Raw genomic sequence first — 17,701 nt, forward strand, 5'->3', positions numbered from 1 at the left:
GTTTTGCAGACTGACGTTGAAATGTATCACAGGGGTTCGTGCCGGCGGCCGTTGGGGCAGCACGGCACGGGCTTTCCGGCGCGCGGTTTTCGCGGCGGCGCAGCCGCGCCGCGATACCGCGCCGAGTCCAAGGAGCCTGTCGGCAGCGGGGCGCGCATGCGTCGTCTCGCGGCGGCGGGCCTTACCGCCAGGCCCGCTTTTCGATGACCGACGCTTCCGCACTGACCAGCCCGTCCTACTCCCGCTACCTCGCCCGCGCGGCCGCCGCGCGTCCCGCGCTGTCCGACCGGATCGCCGCGTGGGCGGCCGCGCCGCTGTCCCGCGCGCAGCTCGACGCGCGCCTGAGCGAGCTGCTCGCGCTGCCGGCCGGCACGGCCGCGCCGAGCGACGAGCAACTGAAGCGCGCGCTGCGGCAGTTGCGTGTCGAAGTGTTCGGCGCGGTCGCGGAGCGCGACCTGCGCGGCCTCGCGGACGTCGCCGAGGTGACGGGCGCGATGACCGATCTCGCCGAAGTGGCCGTGCAGCGCTCGCTCGCGCTGCTGTCCGCCGAGCTCGAGACGATGTACGGCGAGCCGCGCGGCGCCGACGGCCAGCGCGTCGTGCTCGGCGTCGTCGGGATGGGCAAGCTGGGCGGCCGCGAGCTGAACGTGTCGTCGGACATCGACCTGATCTTCGTCTACGAGGACGACGGCGAGACGGCCGGCGGCACGCGCTCGCCGCTGTCCACCCAGGAATACTTCACGCGGCTCGGCCGGCGTCTGATCGGCGTGCTGTCCGAGGTCACGGCCGACGGCTATGTGTTTCGCGTCGACATGCGGCTGCGCCCGAACGGCGATTCGGGACCGCTCGTCTGCAGCCTCGGGATGCTCGAGGAATATTTCTACGTGCAGGGGCGCGAATGGGAGCGCTACGCGTGGATCAAGGGGCGGCTCGTGTCGGAAGGCGACAGCGAGGCGGCGCGGCGGCTCGAGTCGCAGCTCGAATCGATCGTCAAGCCGTTCGTCTACCGCCGCTATCTCGACTTCGGCGTGATCGGCGCGATCCGTTCGCTGCACCAGCAGATTCGCCACGAAGCCGCGCGCCGCGCGTCGATGCGGCCCGACAAGGCCGACGACATCAAGCTCGGGCGCGGCGGGATCCGCGAGATCGAGTTCAGCGCGCAGGTGTTCCAGCTGATCCGCGGCGGCCAGGATGCGGGGTTCCGCGTGCGGCCGACGCTCGCGGTGCTGCGCCATGCGCAGGCGCGCGGGCTGATCGGGGAGGACGTGCGCGAGCGGCTGACCGACGCGTACAACTTCCTGCGCACGCTCGAGCACCGGTTGCAGTACCGCGACGACGCGCAGACGCATGCGATGCCGGTCGATCCGGACGAGCGCGCGGCGCTGGCCGCCTCGCTCGGCTTTGCGGACTACGCGGCGCTGATGACGGTGCTCGATGGCTACCGCACCTTCGTCGAGGCGCAGTTCGACCAGATTTTCGCGGACAAGGTGAGCGGCGGCCCCTGCGCGGCGGGCGAGGACACGGCGGCCGCATGGATCTGGAGCGGCGCGCTCGCCGACGACGGCGAAGACCACGCGCTGCTCGCGCGCCTCGACGGCCTGGGCTTCGCCGATCCGGCGGCCGTGCTCGCGCGGCTGCGCGCGATCTGGCAGTCGTCGCGCTACGCGGGCCTGCCGGAAAAGAGCCGGCAGCGCTTCGACAGCGTCGCGCAGCGCGCGCTCGAGGCCGCGCCGCGGATCGACGCCGCGCGCCGCGACGAAACGGTCGTGCGGCTGTTCGACCTGCTCGAGACGGTCAGCCGGCGCGGCGTCTATCTCGCGCTCCTGACCGAGTACCCGGCCGCGCTCGACCGCGTGCTGTCCGTGCTCGGCGCGACGCGCTGGGGCGGCGGCTACCTGATCCGCCATCCGCAGCTGCTCGACGAACTGCTCGACGACGAAGCGATCGCGAGCCCGTTCGACTGGCCCGCGTTCAAGGATGCGCTGCGTGCGCGTCTCGCGGCGGCCGACGGCCCCGAGCAGCAGATGGACCTGTTGCGGCATGCGCAGCACGCGGAGGTGTTCCGTATCCTGCTGATCGACCTGGCGGGCCAGCTGTCGGTCGAGCACGTGAGCGATCGCCTGTCCGAGCTCGCCGACGCGGTGCTCGACGTGACGATCGAAGTGGTCTGGTCGCAGCTCGCGAAGCGCCATCGCGACGTGCCGAAGTTCGCGGTGATCGCGTACGGCAAGCTCGGCGGCAAGGAGCTCGGCTACGCATCGGATCTCGACCTGATCTTCCTGTACGACGATCCCGACGAGCGCTCGGCGGACGTCTACACGACATTTACGCGACGGCTGATCACCTGGCTCACGACCGCGACCGGCGCGGGCGCGCTGTTCGACATCGACCTGCGGCTGCGGCCGAACGGCGAGGCCGGGTTGCTCGTGACCGATCTCGATGCATTCCGCCGCTACCAGCTGCGCGAGGGCGACGCGGCGAACACCGCGTGGGTGTGGGAGCACCAGGCGCTCACGCGCGCCCGCTACAGCGCAGGCGACACGCAGATCGGCATGGACTTCGAGGCGATCCGCCAGCAGGTGCTGACGACGCCGCGCGACGGGGACGTGCTCGCGAAGGAAATCGTCGACATGCGCGGCAAGGTGTTCGCGGGCCATCCGAACCAGACCGAGCTGTTCGACCTGAAGCACGATAGCGGCGGGATGGTCGACATCGAGTTCATCGTCCAGTACTGGGTGCTGCTGCATGCGTCGAGCGACGCCGAGCTGATCCGCAACACCGGCAATATCGCGCTGCTGCGCGAGGTCGCGCGCTTCGGGCTGATGAGCGAGGACGAGGCCGAGCGTGTCGGCGCGGCATACCGCAAGTACCGGAAGCTGCAGCACAAGCTGCGGCTCGACGGGATGGAGAAGGCGCGGGTCGATCCGGCCCTGGTGGCCGACGAGCGGGCGGCCGTGACGGCGCTGTGGACGCGCGTGTTCGGGGCCGTCGAAACGGGCGTTTGAGTCGGACGTTCGAATCCGTGGCCCGCGGCACTGGGCGGGCGTGATCGAGCGTTTGCCCGCCCAAAAAAAGACCGGCATGCGCCGGTCTTTTTGCATTCGGCCAACGGCTGCCAGCGTCAGGCCGCCAGCATTTCCTTCGCGTGCTTGCGCGTCGTCGCGGTGATCTCGAGCCCGCCGAGCATCCGTGCGACTTCCTCGACCCGGCTCGTCTTGTCGAGCGGGATGACCGACGAGACGGTGCCGCCGCGGTCGTCGGCGCCTTTCGCGACCTGGTAGTGATGGTCGCCGCGCGCGGCCACCTGCGGCAGGTGTGTCACGCACAGCACCTGGCGGTCACGCCCCAGCTGGTGCAGCAGGCGGCCGACCACTTCGGCGACGCCGCCGCCGATCCCCGTGTCGACTTCGTCGAAAATCAGCGTCGGCGTCGGGCTTGCCGCGCTCGCGATCACCGCGAGCGCGAGGCTGATCCGCGCGAGTTCGCCGCCCGACGCGACTTTCGCGAGCGGCCGCAGCGGCACGCCGGGATGCCCGGCGACCCGGAATTCGACCTGCTCGAGCCCGTGCGGGCCGCCGTCGGCGAGCGGTACGAGCGCGACTTCGAAGCTGCCGCCCGCCATCGACAGTTCCTGCATGCCGGCCGTGACGGCCGTGCCGAGCGCCTTCGCCGCCTGCGTGCGTGCCTTCGACAGGTGTTTCGCGTCGGCGAGATAGGTTTCCCATGCTTTTGCCTGCGCGGCTTCGAGCGCGCCGAGATCGGCGGCCGCGTCGAGCGCGGCGAGTTGCGCGCGGCGTGCCGCATGTTCCTCGTGCAGGGTGCCGGGCGGCAGCCGGAACTTGCGGGCGGTCGTGTGCAGCGCGTCGAGGCGCGTTTCGACCTGCGCGAGCCGGGCCGGGTCGAGATCGAGGCGTTGCGCGTAGTGCGACAGCGAATAGACGGCTTCCTGCAGCTGGATCTCGGCCGGTTCGAGCGACGCGAGCGCATCGCCGAGCGCCGTGTCGTAGTCGGCCAGATTGCGCAGCTTCGACACGATCGCGCCGAGCTGCGGGAGCATCGCGTCGTCGGCCTCGGACAGCGCGTTGAGTGCGCCCTGCACGCCGGCGATCAGGTTCGCCGAGTGCGACAGCCGCTTGTGCTCGCTGCCGACTTCGTCCCATTCGCCCGGTTGCGGTGCGAGCTTGTCGAGTTCGGCGAGCTGCCACGCGAGCTTTTCGCGCTCGAGCTGCAGTTCGCGCTCGTGCGCCTTCGCGGCGTCGATCGCCTGCGTCGCGTCGCGCCATACGCGCCATGCGCGGGCGACGTTCGCGGCATCGGCGACGAGCCCCGCGTGCGTGTCGAACAGCTCGCGCTGCGCGTCGGGCCGCATCAGCAACTGGTGCGCGTGCTGGCCGTGGATGTCGACCAGCATCTCGCCCAGCTCGCGCAACTGCGCGAGCGTCGCGCTGGTGCCGTTGATGAACGCGCGCGAGCGGCCGTTCGCGTCGATCACGCGGCGCAGCATCACGGTGTCCTCGGCGTCGAACGCGTGCTCGTCGAGCCAGCGCGCCACGCGGTCGTGCGGCGTGAATTCGGCGGTGATGTCGGCGCGGCCGCAGCCGGCGCGCACGACGCTCGCGTCGGCGCGTTCGCCGAGTGCGAGGGCAAGGGCGTCGATCAGGATCGATTTGCCGGCGCCGGTTTCGCCGGAAAAGACGGTAAAGCCGCTGTCGAATTCGAGATCGAGCGCGGCGACGATGACGAAGTCGCGAATCGAGAGGTGGCGGAGCATGGTGTCGGGCTGTGGTGCGTCAGGACGCCGTGTCGTCTTCGTTCGATGCGTGTTCGTTCCAGTGCAGCTTCTTGCGCAGCGTCGCGTAGTAGCTGTAGCCGACCGGATGCAGGAACGGCACCGTGTGCTTCGAGCGGCGCACCTCGATCGTGTCGTTCAGTTCGAGCGCGGTGAACGACTGCATGTCGAAGTTCACGTTGACGTCGCGACCGCCGACGATCTGGATCGCGATCTTCGAATCGTCCGGCAGCACGATCGGCCGGTTCGACAACGCATGCGGCGCGATCGGCACGAGCACGATGCCCTGGAGTTGCGGGTGCAGGATCGGGCCGGCCGACGACAGCGCGTACGCGGTCGAGCCGGTCGGCGTGGCGACGATCAGGCCGTCCGAACGCTGGTTGTACATGAACCGGCCGTCGACCGACGCGCGCAGCTCGACCATCCCGGAAAAGCCGCTGCGGTTCACGACGACGTCGTTGAACGCGAGCGCGTGGTAGATCGGTTCGCCGTCGCGCACGATCCGCGCCTCGAGCAACGAGCGCTCCTCGCGCTCGAACTTGCCCGACAGGATCACCGGGACGCGCGCCTGCATGTCGGCGGCCGCGATGTCGGTGATGAAGCCGAGCCGCCCGTGGTTGATCCCGATCAGCGGTGTCTTGTACGGCGCGAGCTGGCGGCCGATGCCGAGCATCGTGCCGTCGCCCCCGAGCACGACCGCCACGTCCGCGCGCGCCCCGATTTCGGCCGGAGTGAGCGCCGGGTAGCCGGAGATGCCGATCTCTCGAGCGGTGTCGACTTCGAACACGACCTCGAAGCCGAGCTTCGCGATGCAGCCGGCCAGCGTGGTGAGCGGCTCGGCGATGCCGGGCGTGTTGCTCCGGCCCACGAGCGCGACAGTGTTGAACTGATTACCGGTTTTCATGCCGGCATTACACCATAGCTCGTTGACGAAAAGAACCGGCTGTGCGCAGACGGGGCCGGATCGGTCGGCCCGCACGACTGTGGCCGCGGGCACTCGCCGTGCTGGCGCGGTTGCGCTAAAATTTTCCACCATGCTAGATCCTCGCGCACGAACCCTCCTGAAAACCCTGATCGAACGGTATATCGCCGACGGTCAGCCGGTCGGATCGCGCACGTTGTCCCGTTACTCCGGGCTCGAGCTGAGCCCGGCAACGATCCGCAACGTGATGTCCGACCTGGAGGAGCTCGGCCTCGTGTCGAGCCCCCATACGTCGGCCGGCCGCGTGCCGACGCCGCGCGGCTATCGCCTGTTCGTCGACACGATGCTGACGGTCGAGGCGCCGATCGACGCCGAGGCCGTCGCGCGGCAGGTGCAGCACACGCTGCAGGCCGGCGAACCCCAGCAGCGGGTCGTGGCGGCCGCGGCGAGCGTGCTGTCGAACCTGTCGCAGTTCGCGGGCGTCGTGCTGACGCCGCGCCGCAGCCACGTGTTCAAGCAGATCGAGTTCATGCGCCTGTCGGACAAGCGGATCCTGCTGATCATCGTCACGCCCGAGGGCGACGTGCAGAACCGGATGCTCGCGACGCCGCGCGACTATTCGCCGTCGCAGCTGACCGAGGCGTCCAACTACATCAACGCGCATTTCGCCGGGCTGTCGTTCGACGAGGTGCGCCGCCGCCTGCGCGACGAGATCGACCAGTTGCGCGGCGACATGACCACGCTGATGCATGCGGCCGTGACGGCCAGCACCGAGGTGCCCGATACCGAGGACACCGTGCTCATTTCCGGCGAGCGCAACCTGCTCGAAGTGGCGGACCTGTCGTCCGACATGGCGCGGCTGCGCAAGCTGTTCGACGTGTTCGACCAAAAGACGGGCCTCCTGCAACTGCTCGACGTGTCGAGCCACGCCCAGGGCGTGCAGATCTTCATCGGTGGCGAATCGACGCTCGTGCCGATCGAGGAGATGAGCGTCGTCACCGCACCCTACGAGGTGAACGGCCAGATCGTCGGCACGCTCGGCGTGATCGGCCCGACCCGCATGGCTTACAACCGCGTGATCCCGATCGTCGACATCACCGCGCGCCTGCTGTCGCTCACGCTGAGCCAGCAATAACCTGACCGGCACCGTCCCGCCATCGTGCCGCGGCGCCGCGAGCGCCGCCATTCGGCCGAACGGCCAGCCGACCCGAGCGGGGCGGCCCGCTATAATTGAGGGCCGTCCGACTGCGTGCCCCGAGCACGTTCCTGCCCATGCGTTTCGATCTTGAGCCGCCTTCGAGCGTCGCGGCCGCCCATCGCATCGGCGTGCTGCTGATCAATCTCGGCACGCCCGACGCCCCGACGCCGCGCGCGGTGCGGCGCTATCTGGCCGAATTCCTGTCGGATCCTCGCGTCGTCGAAATCCCGCAGGTCGTCTGGCAGGTACTGCTGCGCACGCTGATCCTGCCGCTGCGCGGCCGCGCGTCCGCGAAGAAATACGCGGCCGTCTGGATGCCCGAGGGTTCGCCGCTGCGCGTCTACACCGAGCGCCAGACCGAGGGCGTGCGGCACCTGCTCGCATCGAACGCCTATCAGGTGACGGTTGATTACGCGATGCGCTACGGCAGCCCGAACATTGCGCAGGCGCTCGCGCAGTTCAAGCGGGCGGGCGTCGAGCGCGTGTTGCTGATGCCGATGTATCCGCAATACTCGGCGTCCACCACCGCGACGGCATTCGATGCCGCGTTCGCGGCGCTCGCGCGGATGCGCAACCAGCCGGAAGTGCGCACGGTGCGGCAGTATGCCGACCATCCGGCCTACATCCACGCGCTCGCCGAGCAGGTGCGCCAGTACTGGGTGCAGCACGGCCGGCCCGACTTCGCCGCCGGCGACAAGCTCGTGCTGAGCTTTCACGGCGTGCCGAAACGCACGCTCGACCTGGGCGACCCCTATCACGACCAGTGCCAGCAGACGGGCGCGCTGCTGATCGCCGCGCTCGGGCTGTCGACGCTCGAATGCCGCGTGACCTTCCAGTCACGCTTCGGCAAGGCCGAATGGCTGCAGCCGTACACGGCGCCGACGCTGCGTGAGCTCGGCGCGGCCGGCGTGCGGCGAGCCGACGTGTTCTGTCCCGGTTTTACGGCCGATTGTCTGGAGACGATCGAGGAGATCGGGATGGAGGTGCGCGACGAGTTCATCGCGGGCGGCGGCCAGGCCTTCCACCGGATTCCGTGCCTGAACGGCGCGCCCGCATGGATCGGCGCGGTGGGCGAGATCATCGCCGAGAATCTGCAGGGCTGGCCGGTGAAGGCCGCGCAGCCTGAAATGGTGAACTGAAATGACGGGACGCCCCCCGCGCACACTGCGTTCGCCGTTCGAGCGGACGGTCAGCCGCGATGGGGCGGCACGGCGGAGGCTGGCATGAACTACAAGATTTCGACGGAACCCGGCGCGAGGCTGCGCATCGACAAATGGCTGTGGGCAGCCCGCTTCTTCAAGACGCGCTCGCTCGCGTCCGACGCGGTCGACAAGGGTCACGTGAAGATCGGCGGCGCGGCGGTCAAGCCGGCGAAGGACGTGCGCGTCGGCGACGAGGTCGAGATTGCGATCGACGGTGTCGTCTGGCACATTGCCGTGCTGGGAATTTGCGACGTGCGCGGGCCCGCGAGCATCGCGCAGACGCTCTACGCGGAAACGGAAGCCGGGCGCGTCGCGCGGCTCGCCGAACTGGAACGGCGCCGCACGTATCGGGAGCCGGCGGCGGAACTGCACGGCCGGCCGACCAAGCGTGACCGGCGCATCATCGACAGATTTTCGGGTGGAAGCTGAACATCTGGTCGAACGTCGCCCGCGCGCTTCCGTATTCGGTCGTGCGGTCGGTGACGGCTCCGGACAGGCAGATGGTGGTGGTGCCGGCAATCAGTACCAGCGCGACCACCGATATGGCAAAGGTCAGTTTCACGGTACTCGCCTCATGGGACGGTTGAATGCGGCGCCAGGTGAATGTCAGACGGCGGTCAGGTAGGGGTAAACACGCTTTCCGACGCTTGAGTTGGAGTGTAGTGCAGCCCCTCGAACCGGGCTAGTACTAGTCAGGTAAGCGTTGTTACCGGGCGTTTCGTCCGGTTTGGCGGCAAATGCGCGCAATGGGGCGGCGCGCCGCGCGGTTGTTTCGCGGCAATCGCGAATGCTGGCGAATAACCCACTTGAAGTCGCAGTTTTCGCCCTTATTTGCACCATGAATGTGCGGTGCCGCCGGGTATACGGTCCGGCGGTTGCCGATTTGGCTTCAACCTCTAATCGACTTTCAGCGACATGGAAAACACGCAAGAGAACCCGGCTACCCCTTCGGCCGACGACATCGGCAGCGAGAAGCAGGCGGCGCAAGGCGCTGCTCCCGCCGCCGAAGCAGCCGACGCGGCGCTCGCGGAGGCTCAAGCCAAGGTCGCCGAGCTGCAGGAGAGCTACCTCCGGGCGAAGGCCGAGACGGAGAACGTCCGCCGCCGCGCGCAGGACGACGTCTCGAAGGCGCACAAGTTTGCGATCGAGAGCTTTGCCGAGCACCTGCTGCCGGTGCTGGACAGCCTCGAGGCCGCCGTCGGCGACACGTCCGGCGACATCACGAAGGTGCGCGAAGGCGTCGAGCTGACGCTGCGCCAGTTGACGAGCGCGCTCGAGAAGGGCCGTGTCGTCGCGATCAATCCGGTCGGCGAGAAGTTCGATCCGCATCAGCACCAGGCGATCTCGATGGTGCCGGTCGAGCAGGAGCCGAATACCGTCGTGACCGTCCTGCAAAAGGGCTACACGATCGCCGACCGCGTGCTGCGCCCGGCACTCGTCACGGTCGCCCAGCCGAAGTAAGGCTGCCGCGATGGTTCCCGCCGGCGTCGATCCGGCCGCGTTCAACGCGTTCGACATGCAGGCGCTGGCGGCCGACACGTTCGACGCCGGTGTCGCCGGCGCCGGCGACGCCCCGCAGGAAGTCCCCTTGGGGGATGCGCTCGTCGTGGTGTTCTTCTGGGGCGTCGACTGCTTCAACTGCGAGATCGCGAAGAAGGCGATGCTCGCCCAGCCGGACGCGATCCGCGCGCTGGGCCTGAAGTGGTTCCACTGCAACGTGTACGAACACCATGAGGTGGGGCGCCGCTTCGGCCTGCACGGCGTGCCGACGTGGTTCTTCTTCCACCGCGGCAAGCGGCTCGGCCGCGCGACCGGCTGGCATGGCCTCGCGCAGTTCCAGGCGGCGGTGTCGGCGGCGCGCGCGAAGATCGCCGCGGCGGCTGGCGCGCAGCCGGGCGAGCGCGACGGCGGCCTGCACGATCCAGCTACCGGCGGCGATTGAAAAAATTTAATATCCGCATCGCTGGGCGGGTCTTGAAAACGGGCCGGCCGGACGCATTTCGGGAACAGAGTTGAATTCAGGCGCGCGAAACCGCCCAAAAACGCAGGATTTCGCGCAGCAAACAAGCATTTCTGGAGATTAGGAAAATGGGAAAGATCATTGGTATTGACCTCGGCACCACGAACTCGTGCGTCGCCATCATGGAAGGCAACCAGGTCAAGGTCATCGAGAACTCGGAAGGCACGCGTACGACGCCGTCGATCATCGCCTACATGGACGATAACGAAGTGCTCGTCGGCGCGCCGGCCAAGCGTCAGTCCGTGACCAACCCGCGGAACACGCTGTTCGCCGTGAAGCGCCTGATCGGCCGCCGCTTCGAAGAGAAGGAAGTCCAGAAGGACATCGGCCTGATGCCGTACGCGATCATCAAGGCCGACAACGGCGACGCATGGGTCGAAGCGCACGGCGAGAAGCTCGCGCCGCCGCAGGTTTCGGCGGAAGTGCTGCGCAAGATGAAGAAGACGGCCGAAGACTACCTCGGCGAGCCGGTCACGGAAGCCGTGATCACGGTGCCGGCGTACTTCAACGACAGCCAGCGCCAGGCAACCAAGGACGCCGGCCGCATCGCGGGCCTCGAAGTCAAGCGGATCATCAACGAGCCGACCGCGGCCGCGCTCGCATTCGGCCTCGACAAGGCCGAGAAGGGCGACCGCAAGATCGCCGTGTATGACCTCGGCGGCGGCACGTTCGACGTGTCGATCATCGAGATCGCGGACGTCGACGGCGAAATGCAGTTCGAAGTGCTGTCGACCAACGGCGATACGTTCCTCGGCGGCGAGGACTTCGACCAGCGCATCATCGATTACATCATCGGCGAGTTCAAGAAGGAGCAGGGCGTCGACCTGTCGAAGGACGTGCTCGCGCTGCAGCGCCTGAAGGAAGCGGCCGAAAAGGCGAAGATCGAGCTGTCGTCGAGCCAGCAGACCGAAATCAACCTGCCGTACATCACGGCCGACGCATCGGGTCCGAAGCACTTGAACCTGAAGATCACCCGCGCGAAGCTGGAAGCGCTGGTCGAGGACCTCGTCGAGCGCACGATCGAACCGTGCCGCATCGCGATCAAGGACGCCGGCGTCAAGGTGTCGGACATCGACGACGTGATCCTGGTCGGCGGCCAGACCCGCATGCCGAAGGTGCAGGAGAAGGTGAAGGAGTTCTTCGGCAAGGATCCGCGCCGTGACGTGAACCCGGACGAAGCCGTCGCGGTTGGCGCGGCGATCCAGGGCCAGGTGCTGTCGGGCGACCGCAAGGACGTGCTGCTGCTCGACGTGACCCCGCTGTCGCTCGGTATCGAGACGCTCGGCGGCGTGATGACGAAGATGATCAGCAAGAACACGACGATCCCGACGAAGCACGCACAGGTGTATTCGACGGCGGACGACAACCAGTCGGCCGTGACGATCAAGGTGTTCCAGGGCGAACGCGAGATGGCGGCAGGCAACAAGCTGCTCGGCGAGTTCAACCTCGAAGGCATCCCGCCGTCGCCGCGCGGCGTGCCGCAGATCGAAGTGACCTTCGACATCGACGCGAACGGCATCCTGCACGTCGGCGCGAAGGACAAGGCGACCGGCAAGGAAAACAAGATCACGATCAAGGCGAACTCGGGCCTGTCCGACGCTGAAATCGACCAGATGATCAAGGACGCGGAAGCGAACGCAGCGGAAGACCACAAGCTGCGCGAGCTGGCTGATTCGCGCAACCAGGGCGACGCGCTGGTCCACAGCACGAAGAAGGCGCTCACCGAGTACGGCGACAAGCTGGACGCGGGCGAGAAGGAAAAGATCGAAGCGGCGCTGAAGTCGCTCGAGGACGCGCTGAAGGATACGTCGGCCGACAAGGCGGCGATCGACGCGAAGGTCGAGGAACTCGGTCAGGTGTCGCAGAAGCTCGGCGAAAAGATGTACGCCGACATGCAGGCGCAGCAGGCCGGTGCGGCTGGCGCGGCGGGTGCAGCGGAAGGCGCGGCCCACACGGGTGGTGCGCAGCAGGCCGCCGACGACGTCGTCGACGCCGAGTTCAAGGAAGTGAAGAAGGACTAAGCCGGGTTGCCATGGCACCGCACGCCGCGCGCGAGACGCGCGCGGCGCGGCTGAACAGCGGTCTGTCTTTCCCTTCCGGATGGCCGGATCGACTCCACGCCTGGCGGGCTTCGCGGCCCTCCGGGCACATTTGTTTTTTGGCGGGTGCTGCGCGAGCCGTCCGCGGACGGCGCAGCGCCAGACGAGTCGAGAGACTTTACTGCGGGCGAAAGGAGCCGCCGCGCGTGCGACGCGCGCCGGCACAGTGAATCGATATGGCGAAACGGGATTACTACGAGGTTCTGGGCGTCGCGAAGAATGCGAGCGACGACGAAATCAAGAAGGCGTATCGCAAGCTTGCGATGAAGTACCACCCTGACCGCAATCCGGACAGCAAGGATTCGGAAGAGCATTTCAAGGAAGTGAAGGAAGCCTATGAAATGCTGTCGGACGGCCAGAAGCGTGCGGCGTACGATCAGTACGGCCACGCGGGCGTCGATCCGAACATGGGCGGTGCGGGCGGCCAGGGTTTCGGCGGTTTCGCGGATGCGTTCGGCGATATCTTCGGCGACATCTTCGGCCAGGCCGCGGGCGGCGCCGCGCGCGGCGGCCGCGGCGGCCCGCAGGTGTATCGCGGCGCCGACCTGCGCTACAGCATGGAAATCACGCTCGAGCAGGCCGCGCACGGCTACGACACGCAGATCCGCGTGCCGAGCTGGGTGTCGTGCGAAGTCTGTCACGGCTCGGGCGCGAAGCCCGGCACGAAGCCGGAAACCTGCCCGACCTGTCACGGCCAGGGCACGGTGCGCATGTCGCAGGGCTTCTTCAGCATCCAGCAGACCTGTCCGAAGTGCCACGGCACCGGCACCTACATTCCGGAACCGTGCGTGCACTGCCACGGGTCGGGCAAGGTGAAGGAAACCAAGACGCTCGAAGTGAAGATCCCGGCCGGGATCGACGACGGGATGCGGATCCGCTCGGCCGGCAACGGCGAGCCCGGCATCAACGGCGGGCCGCCGGGCGATCTGTACGTCGAGATCCACATCAAGCCGCACTCGGTGTTCGAGCGCGACGGCGACGATCTGCACTGCCAGATGCCGATCCCGTTCACGACTGCCGCACTCGGCGGCGAGATCGAGGTGCCGACGCTGGCCGGCCGCGCCTCGTTCCCGGTGCCGGAAGGCACGCAGTCGGGCAAGACGTTCCGCCTGCGCGGCAAGGGCATCAAGGGTCTGCGTTCGAGCATCGCGGGTGATCTGTACGTACACGTGCAGGTCGAGACGCCCGTGAAGCTGACCGACCAGCAGCGCGACCTGCTCAAGCAGTTCGAGAAGTCGCTGGCCGAGGGCGGTGCGCGTCACAGCCCGCAGAGCAAGAGCTGGTTCGACCGGGTGAAGAGCTTCTTCGAGTAACGGCATGACTGAAGGCAACGAGAGCGCGTCATTCGCGCTCTTGGACGATTGCGACTCGACCGCGGTTGCGCGGTCGAGTCGTTTGTATTCCGGTTTCGTGCGCGAACGCGTATGCACGGATCCGGCGCGGCTCGACGAAGTCGATGCGGCGGTGGCGCAGGATCTGCGCGACGGGCTGCATGCGGTGGTCGTCGGCGACTACGAATTCGGACGCAATCTGGAAAGAGCGCAACCGGGCCATGCCCCGCTGCGCTTTTTGCTGTTTGCGCGCTGCGAGCGCCTGTCGCGCGACGAAGTCGACGCGTGGCTCGCGCAGCAGGATGGCGGCGGCCCGCCGTCGATCGCGAGCGTCGCGCACGTCGCGAAGAGCGTGTCGCGCGACGCGTTCGACGCGGCGATCGCCGCCGTGCACGATGCACTGCGCGCGGGCGACTCGTACCAGATCAACTACACGTACCGGCTGAATTTCGACATGTTCGGCACGCCGCCCGCGCTGTACCGGCGGCTGCGCGCGCGTCAGCCCGTGCGTTACGGCGCGCTGATCGCGCTGCCCTGCGGCGCGTGGGTCGTGTCGTGCTCGCCGGAGCTGTTCGTCGAGAAGCACGGCGACGTGCTGCGCGCGCGGCCGATGAAGGGCACTGCGCCGCGCTCGGCCGATCCGCGTGAAGATGCGGCGGCGGCCGCGTTCCTCGCGAACGATCCGAAGAACCGCGCGGAAAACGTGATGATCGTCGACCTGCTGCGCAACGACGTGTCGCGGATCGCGCGCACGGGCACGGTCAAGGTGCCGGCGCTGTTCTCGGTCGAGCCGTATGCGTCGGTGTGGCAGATGACGTCGACGGTCGAGGCCGGCTGGCGCGACGGGACGACGTTCGCGCAGATGCTGCGCGCGCTGTTTCCATGCGGATCGATCACCGGTGCGCCGAAGCACAAGACGATGGAACTGATCGACGCGATCGAGTCGACGCCGCGCGGGCTCTATACGGGCGCGATCGGCTGGCTCGATGCGCAGAGGGAAGGCCAGTCGACAGGCGATGCGGCGCCCGACGGCGTGGCCGGCTGCGGCGATTTCTGCCTGTCGGTCGCGATCCGGACGCTCACGCTCGAAGCGGTCGGTATCGATGCTGTCGCAACGGTCGACGCGGGCGAGGCGGCGGCTCGCCGGGCCGGCCGGCGGCGCGGCACGATGGGGGTCGGCGCGGGTATCGTGCTCGACAGCGTTGCCGCCGACGAATATGCGGAGTGTGAATTGAAAGCACGATTCCTGACCGACGCCGATCCCGGCTTCCAGTTGTTCGAAACCACCGCGGCGACGCGTGCGGACGGCATCCGGTATCTCGAGCGCCATCTCGCGCGGCTGCAGGGCAGCGCGGATGCGTTCGGCTTCCGCCTCGATGCCGACGCATTGCGTCGCGAGGTCGATGCGCGCTGCGCGGCGCTCGACGGCGATGGCCCGTACCGGATGAAGCTGGCGCTCGCGAAGGACGGCACGCTCGACATCACGGCCGCGGCGCTGAAGCCGCTGCCCGCGGGGCCGGTCCGCGTGATGCTCGCGTCCGCGCACGGCTTCGCACCGACCCGCACCGACGACGCGCTGCTGCTGCACAAGACCACGCGTCGCGTCGAATACGACCGTGCATGGCAGGCGGCGGAAGCGCTCGGCGGCTTCGACATGCTGTTCGTCAACGAGCGCGGCGAGGTGACGGAAGGCGGGCGCTCGAACCTGTTCGTGAAGCTCGACGGCCAGTGGGTGACGCCGCCGCTGGCGAGCGGCGTGCTGCCGGGCGTGATGCGCGGCGTGCTGCTCGACGACCGCGCGTTCGGCGCGGTGGAGCGTATCGTCACGTGTGACGACCTTGCGCGCGCGCAAGCGCTGCTGCTGACCAACGCGCTGCGCGGCGCGCTCGACGCGGTATTGACATGACGCAATGACGGTTCGGGCCGCGTGCCCGAAGGACCGGTGCCGCACACCTTCGGCAACCGGGCGTCCGGACAAAAAAGCGCGGCACCCCGCAAAGGGTGCCGCGCTTTTTTGTATCGAGACGACGCCGGCGAACGCGCCGCCGGCCGCGCGTCAGAACGAGTGTTCCGGGCCGGGGAACGAACTGTCTTTCACAGCGCGCACATAGGCTTCGACGGCCGCCTGGATGGTCGGCTGGCCCTGCATGAAGTCTTTCACGAAGCGCGGACGCTTGCCGGGGAAAATGCCCAGCATGTCGTGCAGCACGAGCACCTGGCCCGAGCAGTCGGTGCCTGCACCGATGCCAATCGTCGGAATCTTGAGCATGTGCGTGACTTCGGATGCGACGAGCGTCGGCACCGCTTCGAGCACGACGAGTTGCGCACCGGCATCCTCGACCGCGCGCGCGTCGCGCAGCAGTTGCGCGGCGCCGGCCTCGGTCTTGCCCTGTACCTTGAAGCCGCCGAACGCGTGCACCGACTGCGGCGTGAGGCCGACGTGCGCACACACGGGCACCGCACGCTCGACGAGGAAGCGGATCGTTTCGGCGAGCCACTCGCCGCCTTCGAGCTTGATCATCTGCGCACCGGCGCGCATCAGCTTCACGGCGCTCGCGAATGCCTCGGCCGGCGTGCCGTAGGTGCCGAACGGCAGGTCGGCGATGATCAGCGCGCGCGGCTGCGCACGCGCGACACAGGCGGTGTGGTACGCGATGTCGTCGAGCGACACGGGCAGCGTGGTCGTGTGGCCCTGCAGTACGTTGCCGAGCGAATCGCCGATCAACAGCACGTCGACGCCCGAGCGGTCGAGCAGGGCGGCAAAGCTCGCGTCGTAGCAGGTGAGCATCGCGATCTTCTCGCCGGCATCGCGCATTGCCTGCAGCTTCGGCACCGTGACGGCAGGCCGGCTCGATTCCTGGAGATAGGTCATGGGAAATCCGGTTCGATGGTGAAAACGACAGGCGAGGACGCGTCAGCGCGTCGTCTCGCCCTTGACGAAGAATTCCTTGCGGCCGCGCATCGTCTCGATGCGCTCGATCAGCAGCGCGAGGTCTTCGGGGGAATCCTGCGGGTTCAGGTGTTCGGCTGCGACCGTCAGTACCGGCGTGCGGTCGTAGTGATAGAAGAATTCGTTGTACGCGTCGACGAGCGAGCGCAGGTATGCGTCGCTGATCTGCAGTTCCATCGGCAGCCCGCGCTTCTGGATGCGCGAGAACAGCACCTCGGGGCTCGCCTGCAGGTAGACGACGAGATCGGGCGCGGGCGCCTGCGGCACATCGAGGTGCGTCGCGATCGACCGATACAGCTGCCATTCGTCTTCCGGCAGGTTCAGCCGCGCGAAGATGTCGTTCTTCTGCGGCATGTAATCGGCGACGACGGGCCGGCCCGTGTCGAGCGCGCCGATCAGTTCGCGCGCCTGCTGCGCGCGCTGCAGCGCGAACGACAGCTGCGCGGGCAGCGCGTAGCGCGCGGTGTCGCGGTAGAAGCGTTCGAGGAACGGGTTGTCCTGCGGGCGTTCGAGCAGCGCCTGCATCGACCAGCGCTCGCCGAGCAAACGCGCGAGCGTCGTCTTGCCGACGCCGATCGGGCCTTCGATCACGAGATAGCGATGGGGGGCGCGCAGGTCGGGGGCGGTGACGGTCAGCGGAGTGGTGTTCATGGGCAGCGGTTCTTGTCGGCGTCGGCGCCGGCGGCCAGGGCCTTCTGCATCAGGCATTGACAGGTCTGCACCTTCTCGACGCGCTGGTCGGCGACGGCGGCGAGGAACGCATCGGCGCGGCCGCGCGCCGGGATATCGAGCGCCGGCTCGATTTCGACGAGCGGCACGAGCGCGAAGGCGCGATCGGTGAGGCGCGGATGCGGGACGATCAGGTCGGGTTCGTCGATCGAGTCGGTGCCGAACAGCAGGATGTCGAGGTCGAGCGTGCGCGGCGCGTTGCGATACGGGCGCTCGCGCCCGAAGTGATGTTCGATCTTCTGGCAGAGCGCGAGCAGCTCCCGGGCCGACAGCGTCGTGTCGAGCTTGACGACGCAGTTGTAGTAATCGTCGCCGCCCGCCTCGAAGGGCGCCGTGCGATACAGGCTCGACTTGCCGAGGATCGAGATGGTGCGCTGCTGCGCAAGACACACCACCGCGTCCTTCAGGGTCTGGCGTGCATCGCCGAGATTCGCCCCCAGTCCGATATATGCAACCGTCAT

At 67.9% G+C, this 17,701-nt stretch carries 15 protein-coding genes; 9 read left to right on the plus strand and 6 right to left on the minus strand.

The genetic code is table 11. The features are described 5' to 3' along the window. Window positions 1-203 precede the first annotated feature (203 nt). Complete coding sequence (gene glnE, locus LMA02_RS03230; RefSeq protein WP_228906910.1) at window positions 204-3,005, plus strand: bifunctional [glutamate--ammonia ligase]-adenylyl-L-tyrosine phosphorylase/[glutamate--ammonia-ligase] adenylyltransferase; 2,802 nt, start codon at window positions 204-206, stop codon at window positions 3,003-3,005. A 116-nt stretch (window positions 3,006-3,121) separates the two neighbouring features. On the opposite strand, the gene recN is transcribed toward glnE, so the two are convergent. Next, window positions 3,122-4,771: a DNA repair protein RecN gene (gene recN, locus LMA02_RS03235; RefSeq protein ID WP_228906911.1), complete on the minus strand. Its 1,650-nt coding sequence runs from the start codon at window positions 4,769-4,771 to the stop codon at window positions 3,122-3,124. 19 nt (window positions 4,772-4,790) lie between these two features. After that, window positions 4,791-5,693: an NAD kinase gene (locus LMA02_RS03240; RefSeq protein ID WP_006752731.1), complete on the minus strand. Its 903-nt coding sequence runs from the start codon at window positions 5,691-5,693 to the stop codon at window positions 4,791-4,793. Between the two features lie 130 nt (window positions 5,694-5,823). Here LMA02_RS03240 and hrcA point away from each other — a divergent pair, with 130 nt between their 5' ends. The 3 genes from hrcA to LMA02_RS03255 all read left to right on the plus strand — a co-directional run bounded on the left by hrcA (window position 5,824) and on the right by LMA02_RS03255 (window position 8,540). Further along, window positions 5,824-6,846: a heat-inducible transcriptional repressor HrcA gene (gene hrcA, locus LMA02_RS03245; RefSeq protein ID WP_006752732.1), complete on the plus strand. Its 1,023-nt coding sequence runs from the start codon at window positions 5,824-5,826 to the stop codon at window positions 6,844-6,846. A gap of 137 nt (window positions 6,847-6,983) precedes the next feature. Continuing rightward, window positions 6,984-8,048: a ferrochelatase gene (gene hemH / locus LMA02_RS03250; protein ID WP_228906912.1), complete on the plus strand. Its 1,065-nt coding sequence runs from the start codon at window positions 6,984-6,986 to the stop codon at window positions 8,046-8,048. Window positions 8,049-8,132: 84 nt separating this feature from the next. After that, window positions 8,133-8,540: an RNA-binding S4 domain-containing protein gene (locus LMA02_RS03255; protein WP_006761205.1), complete on the plus strand. Its 408-nt coding sequence runs from the start codon at window positions 8,133-8,135 to the stop codon at window positions 8,538-8,540. Here the strand turns inward: LMA02_RS03255 and LMA02_RS03260 are convergent. Continuing rightward, window positions 8,512-8,673, minus strand: coding sequence for a hypothetical protein (locus LMA02_RS03260; protein ID WP_006752735.1), 162 nt, complete (start codon window positions 8,671-8,673; stop codon window positions 8,512-8,514). The two genes, LMA02_RS03255 and LMA02_RS03260, sit on opposite strands and share 29 nt — an antisense overlap. 353 nt (window positions 8,674-9,026) lie before the next feature. Here LMA02_RS03260 and grpE point away from each other — a divergent pair, with 353 nt between their 5' ends. From grpE to LMA02_RS03285, 5 genes are all read left to right on the plus strand, one after another. After that, the gene (gene grpE, locus LMA02_RS03265) at window positions 9,027-9,572 is read left to right on the plus strand and encodes a nucleotide exchange factor GrpE (RefSeq protein ID WP_228906913.1); all 546 of its coding nucleotides are present in this window, start codon (window positions 9,027-9,029) and stop codon (window positions 9,570-9,572) included. Window positions 9,573-9,582: 10 nt separating this feature from the next. Then, complete coding sequence (locus tag LMA02_RS03270) at window positions 9,583-10,053, plus strand: thioredoxin family protein (RefSeq protein WP_228906914.1); 471 nt, start codon at window positions 9,583-9,585, stop codon at window positions 10,051-10,053. A 146-nt stretch (window positions 10,054-10,199) separates the two neighbouring features. After that, window positions 10,200-12,152, plus strand: coding sequence for a molecular chaperone DnaK (gene dnaK / locus LMA02_RS03275; protein ID WP_228906915.1), 1,953 nt, complete (start codon window positions 10,200-10,202; stop codon window positions 12,150-12,152). A gap of 254 nt (window positions 12,153-12,406) precedes the next feature. After that, entirely contained in the window at window positions 12,407-13,543 is a 1,137-nt protein-coding gene (gene dnaJ / locus LMA02_RS03280) for a molecular chaperone DnaJ (RefSeq protein ID WP_175695708.1), read from the plus strand. 4 nt (window positions 13,544-13,547) lie between these two features. Then, complete coding sequence (locus LMA02_RS03285) at window positions 13,548-15,467, plus strand: chorismate-binding protein (RefSeq protein WP_228906916.1); 1,920 nt, start codon at window positions 13,548-13,550, stop codon at window positions 15,465-15,467. A gap of 150 nt (window positions 15,468-15,617) precedes the next feature. On the opposite strand, the gene panB is transcribed toward LMA02_RS03285, so the two are convergent. From panB to folK, 3 genes are read right to left on the minus strand one after another with little or no spacing between them, the layout of a single operon-like run. Then, on the minus strand, window positions 15,618-16,433 hold the full coding sequence (panB, locus tag LMA02_RS03290; RefSeq protein ID WP_011656041.1) for a 3-methyl-2-oxobutanoate hydroxymethyltransferase: 816 nt from the start codon (window positions 16,431-16,433) through the stop codon (window positions 15,618-15,620). A 42-nt stretch (window positions 16,434-16,475) separates the two neighbouring features. Then, a complete protein-coding gene (locus LMA02_RS03295; RefSeq protein WP_006750661.1) occupies window positions 16,476-17,162 on the minus strand; it encodes a deoxynucleoside kinase in 687 nt (228 codons plus the stop codon). Next, a complete protein-coding gene (folK, locus tag LMA02_RS03300; RefSeq protein ID WP_006750662.1) occupies window positions 17,159-17,701 on the minus strand; it encodes a 2-amino-4-hydroxy-6-hydroxymethyldihydropteridine diphosphokinase in 543 nt (180 codons plus the stop codon). The genes LMA02_RS03295 and folK overlap by 4 nt, the downstream gene beginning before the upstream one ends.

It is taken from the genome of Burkholderia sp. B21-005, assembly GCF_020843965.1.
GTDB classification, from domain to species: Bacteria; Pseudomonadota; Gammaproteobacteria; order Burkholderiales; family Burkholderiaceae; genus Burkholderia; species Burkholderia ambifaria.